We start from the raw sequence: 16,757 nt of genomic DNA, 5'->3' as shown, positions 1-16,757 counted from the left end.
TTATTGACAAGCTCCCTCTCGCTTTCTGAACAGAAAGCGAGGCTCCCTTTCAAGGAAAGGGCGGGGGGATAGGGAATAGACGGGAAGGCTGCGGAATCAGTCACGTCATCGAAAGGCCCGGCTTTGCCGGGTCCGGTGCAATCGCATCAAATCACTTTGTCAGCAGCCTGAAAGGCTGCCCGCAGGCAGCCTTTTGCTTTCAACCCATGCCAGGCAATACTCAGCCTTCTTCTTCCTCGCTGGCCGCCTCGACATGGCCAACCACGCCGACAAAGCGGAACTCGATTTCGGCCATCAGCTCGTCAATGCGGATCACGCTCAGCTGGATGCGATCGCCACGTGCCAGCTCTGGCAGGCCGGGAATGCGCACCCGTAACGGCAGGCCATCGATACGTACCAGATCTTCCTTGATCACCGTAGCGGTAACGTTGCTGACCCCCTCCTGCGTAAACCAGCGCAGGCACCAGAAGTACTCCAGCTTGTCCTGGAAGCCCAGGTAGGCGGAATAAGTGGTGTCAAAATCGCGCAGCAGGGCAAACAGCATGGCATTGCCCTGCTCAAACTGCGGCTTCTCGCCACGGATCATGGCGGTAAGCTGGCGCTGGTTGACGAAGTCGGTGGCCCGACGCAGCGGCGAGGTGGCCCAGGCATATTGCGCCACGCCCAGGCCGATATGTGGCTCGGGACGGGTGGTCATGCGCACCTTGCCCATGCTCTGCGCGCGATACATGGCCGGGATATCCGCTTCGGCCAGCATGCGGCCCCATTCGCTATTGGCCAGAATCATCAGTTCCGACACCAGCTTGTCCATCGGCGCACCGCGCTTGCGCAGGGTGATCAGCACCTTGCCATCGACGACATCAAAGTTGTAATCCATCTGCACAGGACGGGTGGGGTCGTACTTGCCACGGCGCTTTTCCAGCGCATTGGCAAAGTGCCACAGCCAGGTCAGTTCGCCCTTGAAGGGGTAGTCGATGCCCGGATCATTCAGCAGGGTGTCTTCGTTGAACTGTTGTTCCAGCTCGGCATGGCGCAGGTTGGCGGCAATGCGCACCCGCTCGATACGGCTTTCGTAGGCCACCGGCTCGAAATCCGGCGTCACATCCACATACAGGCTGAGCGCCGGACAGTCCTGGCCTTCTTGCAAGGTGAAGGCCTGCACCACGTCGTCCGGCAACATGGTGATCTTGCCGCCCGGGAAGTACACGGTGGACAAGCGGCCCCATACCAGTTTTTCGATGTCGGAATCCACCGGCACGCCCAGGGTGGGGGCGGCAATGTGGATGCCCACGCGCTTGTTGCCATCCGGCAGATCAACCACGGACAGCGCATCGTCGATTTCGGTGGTATTGGCATCGTCGATGGAAAACGCGGCTACATCGGCCAGCGGCAGTTCTTCCGTCAGCTGCGGCGGTGCATATTTGCCAAAACCACTGCCCTTGGGGAAGTATTCCATCTGGAAACCGGCCATCAGGTAGTCCGGCACCGAGCTGATGCCACCCACCGCCTGCGCCAGTTTCAGCGGCGGCTGGTTCAGCTCGCGTGATGCCTGGTCGAAGGCCTTGAATTCCAGCGTGTTTTTGTCTGGCTTCCACAGCAACAGCATCAGCTGGCTGCGAATGGCTTCCGGCAGGGTACCGGCTTTCAGCTCGGCTACCCAGCCATCAATCTGTTCCTGTTCGCGCTTCTTGCGTTCGATACCGGCCAGCGCAGCCTTGAGAGCCTCTTCCGGTGCTTTCTTGTAACGACCTTTGCCTTTTTTGTAGAAATACATCGGCGCACCAAACACGCGCAGGATGATGGCGGCACTTTCCAGCGCCGATGGGGTATGGCCCCAATAATCGGCTGCCAGCACATCGTGCTCGAACTCATCTTCCGGACTGCACTCCCACAGGAAGTCCAGATCAATCTCATCAGCCATTTTTTCTGCAGCAGGCAGAAAATCTGCCAGAGTCGAGCTAAACTCGAGAAAAACATTGCTTGTTTTGATCTTGGCCCGCTTACCGTGTTGCGTATCGACCTGCAAGCTGGCATCAGCACGGGAAACAATCGTGCCCACCTTGAAGGATCCGCTTTCTTCGTAAAATACGTTCATTTGCGCGCCAACTGATTCATCAAGCCCAAATTATAACATTTCGCATTCGGGCCCTGCGCTCCTTTGCGATACCTGCGTCTCATTCATGTTCACGCAGCACTGCTGCAGCGCCATGCTGTCATACCAGACCATGTGCATGTCTGCAGAAACCGGATAACCACTATGAAGCTGGCAAGCAATGCTCACTTTTCGGCAAGAGAACATGCCGCCCGTGAAATCGACCGGGTCGGCCACATGCTGGTTACCCGCTGGGATCGCTCGCTGGCCACCCACTTGCTTTCACTGGTGTGCAATCTGGAGCGCCATGTCGATGACAGCCAGGCAGTGCAGCTGCAGACCGAATGCGTGACCCTGCGCGAGTTGCTGCAACAATGGCTGCTGCAAAACGACAACATGCCCAGCGAGCCGGAACGCTACGATGAACTGCGTCATCACCTGGGTATTGTCAGCCAGTTGGCCATGATGGAAGACCGCCAGCAACAACCGGATCAGTTGAACGCCGGCCTGGCCCAAGCCGGCCCGCACATGATTTACCTGTGGATGCCGGATAGCGACGCTGCTGCCAACCTGGCTGAGCAGCTGTCCTGTTTCGGCTTCATTGTGCGTAGCATGTATCAAGCCTCCAAAGGCCCTGACTGAAGCTACACCGGTTGCGGTGCTGGCCTATACCGAGTTCAGCCCTGCCGACCCCATCTTTACCCTGGCGGAAACCATCTGTGGACTCTGTCCACTGTTGTTCTGCTCGCCGCGCCACGATTTTGAAGCCCGACTGAAAGCCGTACGCGCTGGGGCGGATGGTTTTCTGGGTTGGCCATTATTGGCACACGAACTGATCGATAACCTGAACTTTGGCGATCTGGGTGAAAGAAACGACCCGCTGCGGGTGATGATCGTGGAAGATATGGTGTCGCTGGCCGACCTCTATGCCAACGTACTGCAGCACCATGGCGTAGACACCCTGCGGCTGACCGAGCCGGCTGGCGTGCTGGACAGCATTGTGCAGTTCCGCCCGGACCTGATCCTGATGGATATGTACATGCCGGACTGCAACGGCATGGAGCTGGCGCAGATCATCCGTCAGCAGCGGCTGCTGGACGGCATCCCCATCTTGTTCCTGTCGGTGGAAAAACGTCAGTCCATCCAGCTGGATACGCTGACATTGGGTATTGACGGCTTTCTGACCAAACCGGTGGCACCGGAAGAGCTGGTGGTTACCGTCATCAACCGCGCACGGCGCTACCGCAAGCTGCGCTCCTACATCATCAATGACAGCCTGACCGGCCTGCTCAATCACTCCCATCTGTATGCCCAGCTGGAATACGAAGTACTGCGGGCCAAACGCGACCAGCGCGCACTGTCACTGGTCATGCTGGACCTGGACCACTTCAAGACCATCAACGATACCTACGGCCACCCGGCGGGCGACGAAGTGTTGGTGAACCTGGCCCGTTTTCTGAAGGAGCGACTACGCCGATCCGACCTGATCAGCCGTTACGGTGGTGAAGAGTTTGCCATTGTGCTGCCTGGCACCAGCCAGGCGGATACCGCCCGCATCATGGAGGCCTTGCGTCAGTCTTTTGTGCTCATCGAGCAACCGGGCAATCAGCGCACTTTCCGCCAGACCTTCAGCGCGGGCATCAGCTCGCTGGCCACGGCCAGCGATACTATCGAACTGGTGCAGCAGGCCGATGACATGCTGTACCAGGCCAAGCACAAGGGGCGTAACCGTATCGAGGCCTATCCCTTCGCCGGATGAGTGCATGCTTGGCCGCAGAGGGAGACGCAGACAGCAAAACGCCCGCAATGCGGGCGTTTTACATGATGCGCGGCAGGGCCTGCCAGCAGTCTCAGACTGCGTCGGCCAGAATCAGTCGCACATTGTGTTCTTCCAGCAGCTTGGCCAGCGACTCCGGCGGCTCGGCATCGGTGAACACGGTGTGGAATTCGCTGATATGGCCCATGCGCACCAGGGCATTGCGGCCAAATTTGCTGTGATCGGCAGCCAGATAGCGGTGACGGGCGTTGGCCATCATCGCCTGTGCCACCCGTACTTCGCGGTAGTCGAAATCCAGCAGCGAACCATCGGTTTCAATGCCGGACACCCCGATGATGGCGTAATCCACCTTGAACTGGTTGATGAAATCCAGCGTCGCCACCCCGGTAATACCTCCGTCGCTGGCACGTACCACGCCGGAGGTGATCATCACAGTGAAATCCGGATTGGCCGACATGATGGAAGCCACATGGATATTGTTGGTGATAACCCGTAAACCCTTGTGGGTAATGGTCAGCGCCTGCGCCACCGCCTCGATGGTCGTGCCGATACTCATGAACAGCGATGCATGGTCGGGAATGCTGCCAGCAATCATGTCGGCAATATGTGCCTTTTCGCTCTGGAATTTTCCTTTGCGCGCAAAGTAATCCTCGTTCTCCACGCTACTGCCCAGGGCAGCACCTCCATGGTAACGGCGCAGCAAATTGTCTTCGCACAGCTGATTGATATCGCGCCGGATGGTTTGCGGCGTTACATCGAGCAGTCTGGCCAGCTCCTCTATCGGCATGAAGCCGTTTTCGCGGACCAGCTGCAGAATCTTGTCATGACGGGGAGAGCGGCTCATAGGGATTCGATTCCGAAAATCATGTTTAGTTACTAACATATTTTTCGGTCAAAGCGCAAATGCTAGCACCTATCCGCCCTTGACCCGTAGCAAACCGCCAGCAAAACCTGCCCGACCAGCAACAAGCAGCCATCTGTGCCTGGCAATTAACGCAACACCGCCTCCATGGCAGCGGCGGCCAGCACTGCCGTGGTATCGACCGCCGCCATGCCGCAATTGGCCTCATTCAGTACCAGTGGCAACTCGGTGCAGGCCAGCGCCACCCCATCGCAGCCTGCCGCCCGCAAATTTGCTACCACCTGTAATAATTGCTGCAGGCTATCGCTACTTACGCTGCCATTGGGAACCAGCTCCTCAAAAATCACCCGCTGCACAATGGCCTGACCCGCTTCGTCGGGAATGCACTCTTCCAGCCCTACCGCCGCCAGCGGCGTACGGTAAAGGTGCGACTGCATGGTCCAGCGCGTGCCCAGCACCCCAACCCGGCGCAGGCCGCGCTGCTGGCATTGTGCCGCAACGACATCCAGCATGCTGATGACCGGCAAGGGCGCACGCTGGCGAATGCCATCAATACAGCAATGCACGGTGTTAGCCGGAATCACCGCCACCTGGGCACCGGCTGCCGCCAGTCGCTGCAAGGAGCCGACAATGGAGTCCTCGACAATATCCCAGCGCTCCTGCAACTGGGCAGCATGCACCACGCCAAAGTCAGGCTGATCCAGCACGAAGCGCGGATGATGGTGATCGCCGCCACACAGGCTGGCTGACAAATGGTGCATTTTTGCCAGGCAATCCAGTGCACCGGGGACGGTGACACCGGCAATGCCGATGACTGCGTTTTTCATGGGAAATTAGTCTCTTCAGGAATGGGCATCCGTCATGGTCTTGACTGACTGCAAGGAGACATTATGCCATTCGGGATGCGACAGAAAGTCAGAAATCGACATGGGCCTGGCATAGCGGTAGCCCTGCAGCAGGTGGGCACCGTGCCGGCATAGATAGTCCTCCTGCTGCAGGGTCTCCACCCCTTCGGCTACCACGGCCAGGCCCAGCTTGGCAGCCAGCTGCAGAATGCTGTCCAGGATATCGGCCGACAGACTATCGCTGCCGATACCAGCAACAAAACTGCGGTCGATTTTCAGTTCGTCCACATCCAGCTTCTGCAAATAGGACAAGCTGGAATGGCCGGTGCCAAAATCATCAATGGCGATGCGCACCCCCAGATCATGCAATTGCTGTAGCTGGGCATCGGTTTGCGGGCCGGTTTTGATCAGCTCACGCTCGGTCAGCTCAAGCGTGAGCAAGATGCTGCCCGGCGTAAAAGCCGATAAAAAGGCCATACAATCGCCCGGCAGGCTACCGGCCTCTATATGGGTGGCACTCACGTTGATGCTGACCTGAAAACCGGGTGGAAAGGGACAGTCTTTTAACTGCTCCGCCGTCTGCTGCATCAGCGAACGGGTCATGGCCACGATATGGCCGGTGCTTTCGGCAAAGGGGATGAACAAATCAGGCAGTACCAAGCCATCGACCGGATGCTGCCAGCGCATCAGCACCTCCACCCCGCACCACTGCAGTTGCTGCGTGTCCACCAGGGGTTGCAGGTAGGGAATGAATTCCTGCTGGCGCACTGCCCGCTGCAACTCACGGCTGGGGGCACCACTACGCAGCAGCAGGCGATGAAAGCCCCAACTGAAGGTAGCGCTGAACAGGAGCAGCAAAATGAGCTGATCGGGCTCTTCGCCCAGTCGTTGCAGCAACAAGTTGGCCATGGAGTAATCCATCACGATGGCCAGCGGATAACGTGCCGATTGCAGACTGCGTTGCTGCCAGTAGGGGAGTTCCGGCGGTGACGTCACCCCGCCTTCTTCATCCAGCCAGCGCTCGCCAATCTGCAGGTAAAACCAGGTATGTTGGTCCAAATGCGCCAGCCGGTCTTTGAGATAATCACTATCCACCACCACCTGGATGCCGCTGACATCGCGACGCTTTGCTTCCAGCCACAATATCAGCAAGGGATGCCAGGGCGATAACCGGTTACCGCGCCATAATTGCAGCCGCTGCTCGCGCGGGTACTCCTGCGAATAGAGCGGATCATGCCAGCCAATCACCGAATCGCAATACACCCGGCTATCGTGATCGATCAAGCGCATCGAACGGACGTAAGACTGGGCGGTAACCTGACGGCGCATTTCCGGGTAGATGCTATGACAGTCCAGGCTGGGTTGCTGCAATATGCCCTCACCCACTTTCTGTGCCTGATCCAGTATCTGCTCGATTTTTTCCAGCTTGTACACCAACTGGCTCCCCAGTGCAGACTGGATGCCCGAGTAAAACTGGTACAGCATCAACAGGCCACCGAGCAGAAACAAGGCCAGTCCGGGCAGCATGGTAAGCAGTATGCGCTGGGTGCGCCCCATCGGTTCGAGGGAAGGTAATTGCACGGCATCTCCAGTGGCAAGCCATTTCAGGTCCCACTGTAGGCCAATAAAAAACCGCCGAGAGCGGCGGTTTGGTTTGAAACTGTATTAACTGATCAACTTGCCAGTCTTGCCTTGTGGCGGGCAATCTGGGCGCGTACCTGCTGGGGTGCGGTGCCGCCCACGTGGTTGCGCTGGGCCAGGCTGCCTTCCGGTGTCAGTACCTGGTAGATGTCCTGCTCGATCAGCTGGCTGAACTGTTGCAGCTCGGTCAGCGACAGATCGGCCAGATCGACGCCACGACCTTCGGCATAACGCACACTCAGGGCCACCACTTCGTGGCTGTCGCGGAAGGGCAGGCCCTTCTTCACCAGGTAGTCGGCCAGGTCGGTGGCAGTGGCAAAGCCCTGCAGCACGGCAGCGCGCATGGCTTCCGGCTTCACGGTGACGCCACGCATCATGTCGGCGTAGATGCGCAGGGTGTCGATCAGGGTGTCCACGGTGTCGAACAAGGGTTCCTTGTCTTCCTGATTGTCCTTGTTGTAGGCCAGCGGCTGCGCCTTCATCAGGGTGACCAGCGCAATCAGGTGGCCCACCACGCGGCCGGATTTGCCGCGTACCAGTTCTGGCACGTCCGGGTTTTTCTTCTGCGGCATGATGGAGCTGCCGGTGCAGAAGCGGTCGGCGATGTCGATAAAGCCCACGCGCGGGCTCATCCACAGGATCAGCTCTTCGGACAGACGGCTCAGATGCACCATCACCAGGCTGGCAGCAGCGGTGAATTCGATGGCGAAGTCACGGTCGGACACGGCGTCCAGCGAGTTGTGGCACACATCGTCAAAACCCAGCAGTTGCGCGGTGTAGTGACGGTCGATGGGGAAGGTGGTGCCGGCCAGTGCGGCTGCGCCCAGCGGCAGGCGGTTAACGCGCTTGCGGCAGTCGGTCATGCGTTCGGCGTCACGCGCCAGCATTTCCACATAGGCCAGCATGTGGTGGCCAAAGGTGACCGGCTGGGCCACTTGCAGATGGGTAAAGCCCGGCATCACGGTGTCAGCGTGTTGCTCGGCCAGTTCCAGCAGGCTGGTTTGCAGTTCGGCAATGAAGCCGACAATGGCGTCGATCTGCGCACGCAGCCACAGGCGGATGTCGGTGGCCACCTGGTCGTTGCGCGAACGGCCGGTGTGCAGGCGCTTGCCGGCATCGCCAATCTTGTCGGTGAGGCGACGTTCCACATTCATGTGGACGTCTTCCAGATCCACACTCCACTCCAGCCGGCCAGCACGGATGTCTTCCAGAATTTCAGCCATGCCACGTCGGATTGCCGCCACATCGTCGTCGGACAGCACGCCAGCCTTGTTCAGCATGGCGGCGTGGGCCAGCGAGCCTTCGATGTCGAATTCGGCCAGGCGTTTATCGAAGTCGATGGAGGCGGTGTATTTCTTGACGAGTTCGGAAACCGGTTCGCTGAAGCGACCGGACCAGGCATGGCTTTCTTGCATCTCGATGATTCCCTGCGGTGATTGTTTTGGGCTACCCCAAGGCAGCAGCGACAATTATAGGGAAAGCCTCCCCGCAGGGCGAGCCGGGTTTGCCCCGGCTGTGGCATTACCGTGTCATGGCAGCCTGCTTGCGGTCAGATGTTCGGCCAGATAGTCAATCAGCACCCGCACCTTGAGCGGCAGATGGCGATTGGATGGATACAGCAGCCAGGCCAGGCCACGGTAGGCGGTGGTGAATTCCCAGTCGTCCAGCACGGTGACAATCTGCCCGGCATCCAGCGCCGCCTGGGCAGTAAATTGCGGCAGCGGCGCAATTCCCAGATGGGCCAGCACGCCCTGCAGGCGCAACTCGCTGTGATTGGTGGCATAGCGGCCACTGACCGCCACCGTCAGTTGTTCACTGCCACGGCGCAGCTGCCAGCGCTTGTCGCCCTCATGCTCGGCCAGGTACAGGCACAGATGTTGCGCCAGATCACGCGGATGGGCAGGCTGCCCATGTGCCGCCAGGTAGTGCGGCGAGGCACACAGCAACTGGCGTATCGGCATCAGCGGGCGTCCGGCCATGCCAGGCGGCGGATTGTCAGTCACCCGCACGGTGAGATCCAGCCCATCGGCCAGCGGATCGACATCACGGTCACTGATGAACAGTTCCACGTCCACCTGGGGATAGGCCGCGAGAAAGGCTGGCAGCAAGGGGGCCACCACAAAGCGGCCAAAGGCCTTGGGCATGCTGATACGTACCCGGCCCTGTGGCTGGCTGTGCTGCTGTTGCGCCAACTGTACCGCTTCATCGGCGGCATCCAGCATGCTGCGGCAGCGCTGCAGCGTGGCGTGGCCCACTTCGGTCAGCCGCAGCTGGCGGGTGGTGCGCTCCAGCAGGCGCACGCCCAGCGCCGCTTCCAGCCGGGCTACCTGCCGGCTGAGCGCTGATGGCGTCATGCCCAGCTGCCGCGCAGCGGCCGAAAAGCTGCCACGCTCCACCACTTGTACGAATGCCGCCATGTCTGGCAGCAGGGCAATCAGCTTATTTGTTCCCATGGCGCAAAATTCCTGTTCTGCAAGCCATGATTATCAATCAGAAACATCGCAATGATAATCAGGACATTTCCTTGCCGTGAAAGTCTGCCATGTCCGCACCACACCCTCTGCATCAGCGCTATCCCTTCCTGCCTGACCTGGTCCTGTTACTGGTGGCCATGGTGTGGGGCAGCAGCTATGGCCTGGCCAAGCAGGCTTTGCTGTTTTATCCAGTGCTAGGCTTGCTGGCGCTGCGCTTTGGCCTGACCTTCATCCTGCTGCTGCCGGCCCAGCGTGCGCTGGCCGATGCCGCCACCCGGCGTGCCACCGTGCTGGCGGCCCTGCCGCTGGGGCTGGGCCTGCTGGGCATCTTTCTGTGCGAAACCTATGGCGTGGCCCACACCAGCGCGGCCAATGCGGCGTTTTTGATCAGCCTGTGCCTGGTGCTGACACCGTTTGCCGAATGGCTGCTGCTGGGGAAAAAGCCCGAAACCGATGCGCTGCTGGCGGCGGCCCTATCGCTGTTTGGGGCCTGGCTGCTAAGTGGCGCAGCACATTTACAACTGAATGGCGGCGATCTGCTGATGTTGCTGGCCGCCGTATTGCGCGCCCTGGTTACCAGTCTGACCCGCCGCCTGACCCACGCCAAACCGGTCGCCACGCTGGCGCTGACCGGCTTGCAAAGCCTGGTGATCTGCCTGGGCTGCCTGCTGCTGGCCGCCATGCAAGGTGGTCTGCCCACGCTGCCCAGCCAGCCCAGTTTCTGGGGCAATGTCCTTTATCTGGTGCTGTTCTGCACCCTGTTTGCCTTCTTTGCCATGAATTACGCGCTGCGCCACAGCAGCGCTACTCGGGTTGCCCTGCTGACCGGTAGTGAGCCGGTATTCGGCGCCGCCTTTGCCGTGCTGTGGCTGGGGGAATCACTGCCGCCCGCCAGCTGGCTGGGCGGTGGGTTGATGGTGGCGGCCAGCCTGTGGGCGGTGCGTCCGCGTCGCGTGCCGCAATTATCGCGGGCCTGATCCACGCTGCTTATGCTCGCGGGGTAGCCAGCCCGCTTGCTATGATGCAGGACACCATCCTGATTATCCTGCCCATGTACCAGCACCGTCAGCCACGCAGCGTTTTTGCCATCCCGGATTTCCGCAATCTGGGCGTGATGCTGCGCATCCTGCTATCGCTCAACCTGTTGCTGCTGTGTTCAGCCTTGTTCCAGAACGATGGCGATAGCTTGCTGCTGCGCATTCTGGGCCGCGCCAGTTGGGCGGAGCCATCCATGCTGCTCAGCCTTGGGCTGCTGGGGCTGCTGTCACCCTGGCTGGCTGGCCAACGCTACGCCAGCATACTGGTCGCCATCATCAGCATGCTGTGTGTGGTGGTGCAGGACCGGCTGCTCAATCCGCTGGAGCCACCCCGGCTGGACCGTCCGCTATTGTCCGGGATGCTGGCCTTGCTGCTGCTGCATTATTTCAGCCTGCGCCAGCGGGCGCTGTCGCCAGCACTGGGGGAGGCGCGGCTGGCCGCCCTGCAGGCACGCATCCGCCCCCACTTTCTGTTCAACAGCCTGAATGCAGCAATCGCCCTGATCCGCTCGCGGCCGGAGAAAGCGGAAATGGTGCTGGAGAACCTGGCCGACCTGTTTCGGGCGCAGATGGCCGACCCCAGCCGGACCTCAACGCTGGAACGGGAAATAGAGCTGGCCCGCATGTACCTGGCCATCGAGAATGAACGGCTGGGAGAACGCCTGCGCGTAAGCTGGAATATTGAAGCCGCGCTGGATGCCAGCCTGCCGCCACTGCTGCTGCAGCCGCTGGTGGAGAACGCGGTGCACCACGGCGTGGAACGCTGTGGTCATGGCGGGGAAATCCGGGTGCGGGCGCAGATCAAGGGTGGGCAGTTGCTGCTAAGTGTCAGCAACCCGCTGTCAGGCAGCCAGGATGCGCCCCATCAGGGCAACCGCATGGCGCTGGATAATCTGCGCGAGCGGCTGGCGCTGTTTTTTGATGCCGAAGCCTCCTTGCAGGTAACCGAAGCCGATGGCCTGTACCACACCATGATCCGCCTGCCTTACCAGCCCGCAGACCAGACGGTACAAGCCCACTTTCCCCGCTAACCCCTCACGGAGCCTGACATGGGCAAAAACCGGCTGGAAGCCTTTAGTGACGGCGTGATCGCCATCATCATCACGGTGATGGTGCTGGAGTTAAAAATTCCACACGACACCAGCCTGACGGCACTGGCGGCACTATGGCCGGTGTTTCTCAGCTATGTGCTCAGCTTTGTCTACGTGGGCATTTACTGGAACAACCACCACCATTTCTATCATGTGGTGCGCCAGGTGGACGGCCGCGTGCTGTGGGCCAATCTGCACCTGCTGTTCTGGCTGTCCTTGCTGCCCTTTGTCACCGGCTGGATGGGCGAGAACCACATGGCGGCGCTGCCGGTGGCACTGTACGGCGTGGTGCTGCTGATGGCCGCGCTGGCCTGGTACCTGATGCAGCGCACCTTGCTGTGCGTACCGGGCAATCGCGAGGTGCTCAGCCAGGCCTTGGGGCGTGATATCAAGGGCCGCTTATCCCCACTGCTCTATCTAAGCGGCATTGCGCTGTCGTTTTATTCCACAACCCTGGCGGCCACGGTCTATGCACTGATGGCGCTGTGGTGGCTGGTACCCGACCGGCGCATGGAGCACGCCATCCACCAGACACACTAAGCCAGTGCGGGCACCGCCACACGGCGGGGCAAGCACCGTGTCTACAATTCCCAACCCAGCCGGGTGGCCTCGTAAATGGCCTCTTCTGCGGTACGCGACGTCTGACAGTCACCAATGGCATGCACCGCCAGCGGCAGGCCTGCCAGCTGCTGGCGCAGTCCGTCCACCGGCTGCAGCGGATGGCAGAGTACGACGCTGTCGATGTCTTCGCACAGCATGGCCTCCTCACTGGCGGTATGTTGCAGATACACCGTACTGTCATCCACACCATACAAGCGGGCATAGGGGATGATGTCCACCTGCAGGCGATGCAGCCTGGCTGCAAGCTGGTCACGCACATACATTTGCAAGGCCTGCCCCATGTGGCAGCCGTTGACGGCCAGGCTTACCCGGTGCCCGCGCTCTGCCAAGTGGATGGCCAGCCCCGGCCCCACCCAGTCGGCCCGCCAGTCACTGACCAACACCCGGCTGCCCACATGCGCCCCCTGCAACACATCCCAGCCATCCAGTACCGGCATGTCGCCGCCAATTTCCAGCCGAGGCGGTGCTGGCCTTGCACCGCAGGCCAGGATAAGTACATCAGGCTCTTGTTGTTCAACCCGTTTTCTATCTACTGCGGCATGCAGCACCACCTCTACCCCGGTCTGACGCAGTTCGTACTGCAGGTTGGTCAGCAGACCGCCAAATTCGGCCCGGCCCGGCAGTAACTGGGCTAACTGTATCTGCCCGCCCAAGTGTGGCCCTGCTTCGTACAAGCTCACCTGATGACCACGACGTGCAGCAATCACGGCCACCTGCATGCCGGCAGGCCCGCCACCCACCACCATCACCCGACGTGGTGCTTGCGTCGGCGTCAGAATGCCGAATTGCAACTCTCTCCCGGATATGGGGTTCTGGATACAGGAAATGGGCAGGCCACGATGAAAACGGCCAATACAGGCCTGATTGCAGGCAATACAGGCACGGATGGCGTCCGGCTGGTTTTGTTCCACCTTGCGAGGCAGTTCCGGGTCGCAGATCAAGGCACGGGTCATGCCACAGGCATCAACAATGCCCTGCGCCAACAACTGCTCTGCCTCCTGCGGCTGGTTGATGCGTCCGGCCAGCATCAGCGGAATGGACAGGCTGCGCCGGAAGCGGGTGGCCTGCTCAGCCAGATACGCCGCCGGAAACGCCATGGGCGGGGCAATATGCACCGCGCCGCCCAGGCTGGCCGAGGTACCGGCAACCAGGCTGATGTAGTCAAGTTGATCCTGCACCGCCACGCAGGCGGCCAGGGCTTCTTCTTCCTGTAGTCCTTCGCTGTCACGCTCACCGGCAGATATGCGCAGCCCCACCACGCAATCGCTGTCCACTGTGGCGCGGATAGCCGCAATGACTTCGCACAGAAAGCGCAGGCGGCCAGCACTATCGCCGCCATATTCATCCTCGCGCAGATTCAGTCGAGGATTGAGGAACTGCGCCGGCAGATAGCCATGGCTGGCCACAATTTCCACCCCATCGATCCCTGCTTCACGAATGCGGCGGGCTGCAGCGGCATATCCGGCCACGATGTCGGCAATTTCCACCGTATCCAGTGCTCTGGGCATCACGTGGAAGCGCTCGCTGGGCACTGCCGATGCCGAATAAGCCACCGCCTGCATGCCATCGGCGGTTTCCATGATTTCCCGTCCCGGATGAAACAGCTGGGCAAACATCACCGTGCCTTGCGCATGCACGGCATCAGCCAGCGCACGATAGCCGGCAATACAGCTATCGTCGGTTGCCATCAGGGCATGCGAGGTATAACGCGCGCTCTCATGCACGCCAGACACCTGCAGCACGATCAGGCCGACTCCGCCACGCGCCCGCGCGGCATGGTAAGCCACCAGCGCAGGACTAACCTGGCAATCAACCGGCAACACGGTATCGTGGCCAGTGGAAACAATGCGGTTGCGCAAGCTCAGCTTGCCAATGCGCAAAGGGGAGAGCAGACAAGGAAAGGCGGTGGACATGGCAGCTCCGTTCAGGTGCAGGGGGTTTCCCAGGGAAACTGCCAATAGTTGGGAAAATCAGCACCGCTGCCTGCTGGCCCTTGGACTGGACGGTGACGACCTTGCCGCCACCGCCCACCGCTGTTATGTACCGCAGCACATCACCACTGGAGATTGCGGGTAAATCCTTCACTTAGCGTAATTTTGCTGCACGATCGTTAGCTGATCGCAACAGATCACCCCTGACGCTCCGCCGGTTTATTTCAGTGTCGCCAGATAATTGACAATGGCCGTGCGCTGAGCCGCATCCGGCAGACCGGCAAAAGGCATGACATTACCCGGTATGGTTTGCTGCGGATTGGCCAGATAGGCAGACAGCAGGGACTTGTCCCAGCTCTTGCCCAGGGTTTTCATCGCCCGGCTGTAACGGAAGCCCGGATAACTGCCAACTTTGCGCCCGAGCACCCCTTTCAAACTGGGGCCGACACCATTGCTGCCATTGACGCTGTGACAGGCAGCACACTGGGCAAACACGGCAGGTGGCGTGGCAGGGTTGGCTGCCAATGCCGACAAGGGCAGCACGGCAGCAGCTAACAGCAGGGTACGCATGGGAATCTCCTTTGGGGTGGACAAGGCCGCACCATACGGGCGGCCCGAATGCATTACAGGCGGCCGGGCGCTTGCAGATAGCGCAGCAGGTCATCCCCCAGCCGCAAGGCCAGGGCACCCAGCGGGCCGGTGGGGTTGTAACCGGCGTTATGCGGATAAACCGAGGCACCCACCACGAACAGGTTGTGGGCATCCCAATGTTGCAGATGAGGTGACACCACACTGTCATGCGGTGTTTCACCCATGATGGTGCCGCCCACGATGTGGGTGGTCTGATAGATGCGGCTGTCAAACGGGGTGACCAGGCCCTGCAGGCTGCCCACCTTGTCGGCACCGCAATGCTGGGCAATGTCCATCATCTTGCCGCTGACAAAACGGGCCATTTTCTGCTCGTTGTCGCGCCAGTCGAAGGTCATGCGGATCAGCGGCCGGCCATAGGCATCGCGATAGGTCGGGTCCAGGCTGAGGTAGTTGCCCCGGTGCGGGTAGCAGCTGCCCTCGATGCCCAGCGACATGGAGTGGGCATACCAGTCGGCATTGGCCTGCTTCCACGCGCTACCCCAGCGCGGCGTGCCATCCGGCACCCGTCGTCCCTTGATGGGGCGGCCGCTGAACTGGTAGGCCTGAATGGTGGCACCGCCGAGAAAGCCCAGACCGCTGTGGTCGAAATTGTCATTGTTGAAGTCGTCAATCACCATCTGGGTACTGCCGCTGGCCAGGAAGGGATTGAACCATTTGTCCTTGAAGAACAAATCCACCCCGGCATTCACCTGATAGCAAAAGTTCTTGCCCACCACGCCGGTATTGCTGACCGGGTCGTAAGGCTGGCCGATCTTGCTGTGCAGCAACAGCTGGGTATTGCTCATGGTGAAGGCCGCCAGCACGATCACCTCGGCAGGCTGCTCGTACTCCTCGCCGGTCAGCAAATCCAGGCAATGCACGGCGGTGGCACGCTTGCCGGCGGCATCGTAGCGCAGGCCCAGTACCTGGGTATTGAGCCGCACCTCAAAGCTTTTGCGCTGGCGCAGCATGGGGTAGAGCAATACCTGCTGCGAGCCCTTGGCATTGGCCTCGCAGATAAAGCGCTCGCAATGGCCGCAATACTGACATTGCCCCAGCTTTTGCCCATCCGGGTTGGTATAGGCCCCGGATGAGTTGGCTGCGGCCTGGGGAAAAGCGTGATAACCCAAGTGGTCGCAAGCTTGTTTGAACACCAGCCCGGACTCCAGCACCTGCAAGGCCGCCTGCGGATAGGGCCCGCTGCGCGGTGCTTCGAAGGGGTTGCCGCCCGGCAGCTTCTTGCCGCCGATATTGCCCGCCTGGCCGGAGACTCCGAACAGTTTTTCGAACAAATCGTGGTAAGGCTCCAGCTGGGCATACGTCACCCCCCAGTCCTGCAAGGGCATGTCGGCCGGAATCGCCTGTTTGCCGTAACGCTGGACATAGTGGCTGCGTAGTTGCGGGTCGTACTCGGCCCAGCGCCACAGATGGCCGTTCCAGTGATTACCGGCCCCACCCAGCCCCTGCCCGGGCAGGAAGGACTCCATCCAGCGCACCGGCAAGGCAGTCTGGTTATGCTGATGGCGCAGGGTGTAGGTTTCACGCGACCAGTCCTGAATCAGCCCCTGACGCACCGCCCAGCGCAGTTCATCCCGCTGGTTGGGCAGGCTGGATTCCGGCCCCTTGCTGTGATCGCCGCCGCGCTCCAGCACCAGCACGTCCACCCCCTTGGCAGTCAGCTGACGGGCAATCAGCCCGGCGGTCAGTCCACCGCCCACAATCACTACGGTTTTGCTTGCACGTGTTTTCATGGCAT

General features: G+C 60.5%; 14 protein-coding genes. 5 read left to right on the top strand and 9 right to left on the bottom strand.

The genetic code is table 11. From position 1 onward, the window contains the following. Nucleotides 1-220 precede the first annotated feature (220 nt). Nucleotides 221-2,095, bottom strand: coding sequence for a ribonuclease catalytic domain-containing protein (locus ACODR9_RS05120; protein WP_488807977.1), 1,875 nt, complete (start codon nt 2,093-2,095; stop codon nt 221-223). Between the two features lie 162 nt (nt 2,096-2,257). Between ACODR9_RS05120 and ACODR9_RS05115 the strand changes: the two genes are divergently transcribed. After that, complete coding sequence (locus ACODR9_RS05115; RefSeq protein ID WP_488807976.1) at nt 2,258-2,734, top strand: hypothetical protein; 477 nt, start codon at nt 2,258-2,260, stop codon at nt 2,732-2,734. A gap of 16 nt (nt 2,735-2,750) precedes the next feature. After that, on the top strand, nt 2,751-3,851 hold the full coding sequence (locus ACODR9_RS05110) for a GGDEF domain-containing protein (RefSeq protein WP_488807974.1): 1,101 nt from the start codon (nt 2,751-2,753) through the stop codon (nt 3,849-3,851). Nucleotides 3,852-3,942: 91 nt separating this feature from the next. On the opposite strand, the gene ACODR9_RS05105 is transcribed toward ACODR9_RS05110, so the two are convergent. From ACODR9_RS05105 to ACODR9_RS05085, 5 genes are all read right to left on the bottom strand, one after another. Continuing rightward, on the bottom strand, nt 3,943-4,713 hold the full coding sequence (locus ACODR9_RS05105; protein ID WP_089082985.1) for a DeoR/GlpR family DNA-binding transcription regulator: 771 nt from the start codon (nt 4,711-4,713) through the stop codon (nt 3,943-3,945). 146 nt (nt 4,714-4,859) lie between these two features. Further along, entirely contained in the window at nt 4,860-5,558 is a 699-nt protein-coding gene (locus ACODR9_RS05100) for an aspartate/glutamate racemase family protein (protein ID WP_488807973.1), read from the bottom strand. Nucleotides 5,559-5,573: 15 nt separating this feature from the next. Continuing rightward, nucleotides 5,574-7,157 carry an EAL domain-containing protein gene (locus ACODR9_RS05095; RefSeq protein WP_488807972.1) on the bottom strand — a complete coding sequence of 528 codons (1,584 nt, stop codon included), beginning with the start codon at nt 7,155-7,157 and terminating at the stop codon, nt 5,574-5,576. A gap of 92 nt (nt 7,158-7,249) precedes the next feature. Then, a complete protein-coding gene (gene argH / locus ACODR9_RS05090; RefSeq protein WP_488807971.1) occupies nt 7,250-8,632 on the bottom strand; it encodes an argininosuccinate lyase in 1,383 nt (460 codons plus the stop codon). A 114-nt stretch (nt 8,633-8,746) separates the two neighbouring features. Continuing rightward, on the bottom strand, nt 8,747-9,670 hold the full coding sequence (locus tag ACODR9_RS05085) for a LysR family transcriptional regulator (protein ID WP_488807970.1): 924 nt from the start codon (nt 9,668-9,670) through the stop codon (nt 8,747-8,749). An 89-nt stretch (nt 9,671-9,759) separates the two neighbouring features. Here ACODR9_RS05085 and ACODR9_RS05080 point away from each other — a divergent pair, with 89 nt between their 5' ends. The 3 genes from ACODR9_RS05080 to ACODR9_RS05070 are packed head-to-tail and all read left to right on the top strand — an operon-like array spanning nt 9,760 to nt 12,359. After that, the gene (locus ACODR9_RS05080) at nt 9,760-10,668 is read left to right on the top strand and encodes a DMT family transporter (protein WP_488807968.1); all 909 of its coding nucleotides are present in this window, start codon (nt 9,760-9,762) and stop codon (nt 10,666-10,668) included. 41 nt (nt 10,669-10,709) lie between these two features. Beyond that, entirely contained in the window at nt 10,710-11,759 is a 1,050-nt protein-coding gene (locus tag ACODR9_RS05075) for a sensor histidine kinase (protein ID WP_488807967.1), read from the top strand. Nucleotides 11,760-11,777: 18 nt separating this feature from the next. Continuing rightward, a complete protein-coding gene (locus ACODR9_RS05070; protein WP_488807966.1) occupies nt 11,778-12,359 on the top strand; it encodes a TMEM175 family protein in 582 nt (193 codons plus the stop codon). A gap of 41 nt (nt 12,360-12,400) precedes the next feature. Here ACODR9_RS05070 and ACODR9_RS05065 read toward each other — a convergent pair whose 3' ends face one another. The 3 genes from ACODR9_RS05065 to ACODR9_RS05055 all read right to left on the bottom strand — a co-directional run bounded on the left by ACODR9_RS05065 (nt 12,401) and on the right by ACODR9_RS05055 (nt 16,752). After that, on the bottom strand, nt 12,401-14,353 hold the full coding sequence (locus ACODR9_RS05065; RefSeq protein WP_488807964.1) for an oxidoreductase: 1,953 nt from the start codon (nt 14,351-14,353) through the stop codon (nt 12,401-12,403). 237 nt (nt 14,354-14,590) lie between these two features. Then, nucleotides 14,591-14,941, bottom strand: coding sequence for a c-type cytochrome (locus tag ACODR9_RS05060; protein WP_488807962.1), 351 nt, complete (start codon nt 14,939-14,941; stop codon nt 14,591-14,593). Between the two features lie 53 nt (nt 14,942-14,994). Beyond that, entirely contained in the window at nt 14,995-16,752 is a 1,758-nt protein-coding gene (locus tag ACODR9_RS05055; RefSeq protein ID WP_488807961.1) for a GMC family oxidoreductase, read from the bottom strand. Nucleotides 16,753-16,757 lie beyond the last annotated feature (5 nt).

This window comes from Aquitalea sp. FG25, from assembly GCF_057809375.1.
The sequence above is the reverse complement of the archived record's forward strand: the minus strand, read 5'-3'. Positions and strand labels throughout refer to the sequence as shown.

Excerpts from the sequence above, each read along its gene's own strand:
- ACODR9_RS05120 (WP_488807977.1), bottom strand. The coding sequence starts at position 2,095 with ATGAACGTATTTTACGAAGAAAGCGGATCCTTCAAGGTGGGCACGATT.
- ACODR9_RS05115 (WP_488807976.1), top strand. The coding sequence starts at position 2,258 with ATGAAGCTGGCAAGCAATGCTCACTTTTCGGCAAGAGAACATGCCGCC.
- ACODR9_RS05105 (WP_089082985.1), bottom strand. The coding sequence starts at position 4,713 with ATGAGCCGCTCTCCCCGTCATGACAAGATTCTGCAGCTGGTCCGCGAA.
- ACODR9_RS05100 (WP_488807973.1), bottom strand. The coding sequence starts at position 5,558 with ATGAAAAACGCAGTCATCGGCATTGCCGGTGTCACCGTCCCCGGTGCA.
- argH (WP_488807971.1), bottom strand. The coding sequence starts at position 8,632 with ATGCAAGAAAGCCATGCCTGGTCCGGTCGCTTCAGCGAACCGGTTTCC.
- ACODR9_RS05085 (WP_488807970.1), bottom strand. The coding sequence starts at position 9,670 with ATGGGAACAAATAAGCTGATTGCCCTGCTGCCAGACATGGCGGCATTC.
- ACODR9_RS05080 (WP_488807968.1), top strand. The coding sequence starts at position 9,760 with ATGTCCGCACCACACCCTCTGCATCAGCGCTATCCCTTCCTGCCTGAC.
- ACODR9_RS05075 (WP_488807967.1), top strand. The coding sequence starts at position 10,710 with ATGATGCAGGACACCATCCTGATTATCCTGCCCATGTACCAGCACCGT.
- ACODR9_RS05070 (WP_488807966.1), top strand. The coding sequence starts at position 11,778 with ATGGGCAAAAACCGGCTGGAAGCCTTTAGTGACGGCGTGATCGCCATC.
- ACODR9_RS05065 (WP_488807964.1), bottom strand. The coding sequence starts at position 14,353 with ATGTCCACCGCCTTTCCTTGTCTGCTCTCCCCTTTGCGCATTGGCAAG.
- ACODR9_RS05060 (WP_488807962.1), bottom strand. The coding sequence starts at position 14,941 with ATGCGTACCCTGCTGTTAGCTGCTGCCGTGCTGCCCTTGTCGGCATTG.
- ACODR9_RS05055 (WP_488807961.1), bottom strand. The coding sequence starts at position 16,752 with ATGAAAACACGTGCAAGCAAAACCGTAGTGATTGTGGGCGGTGGACTG.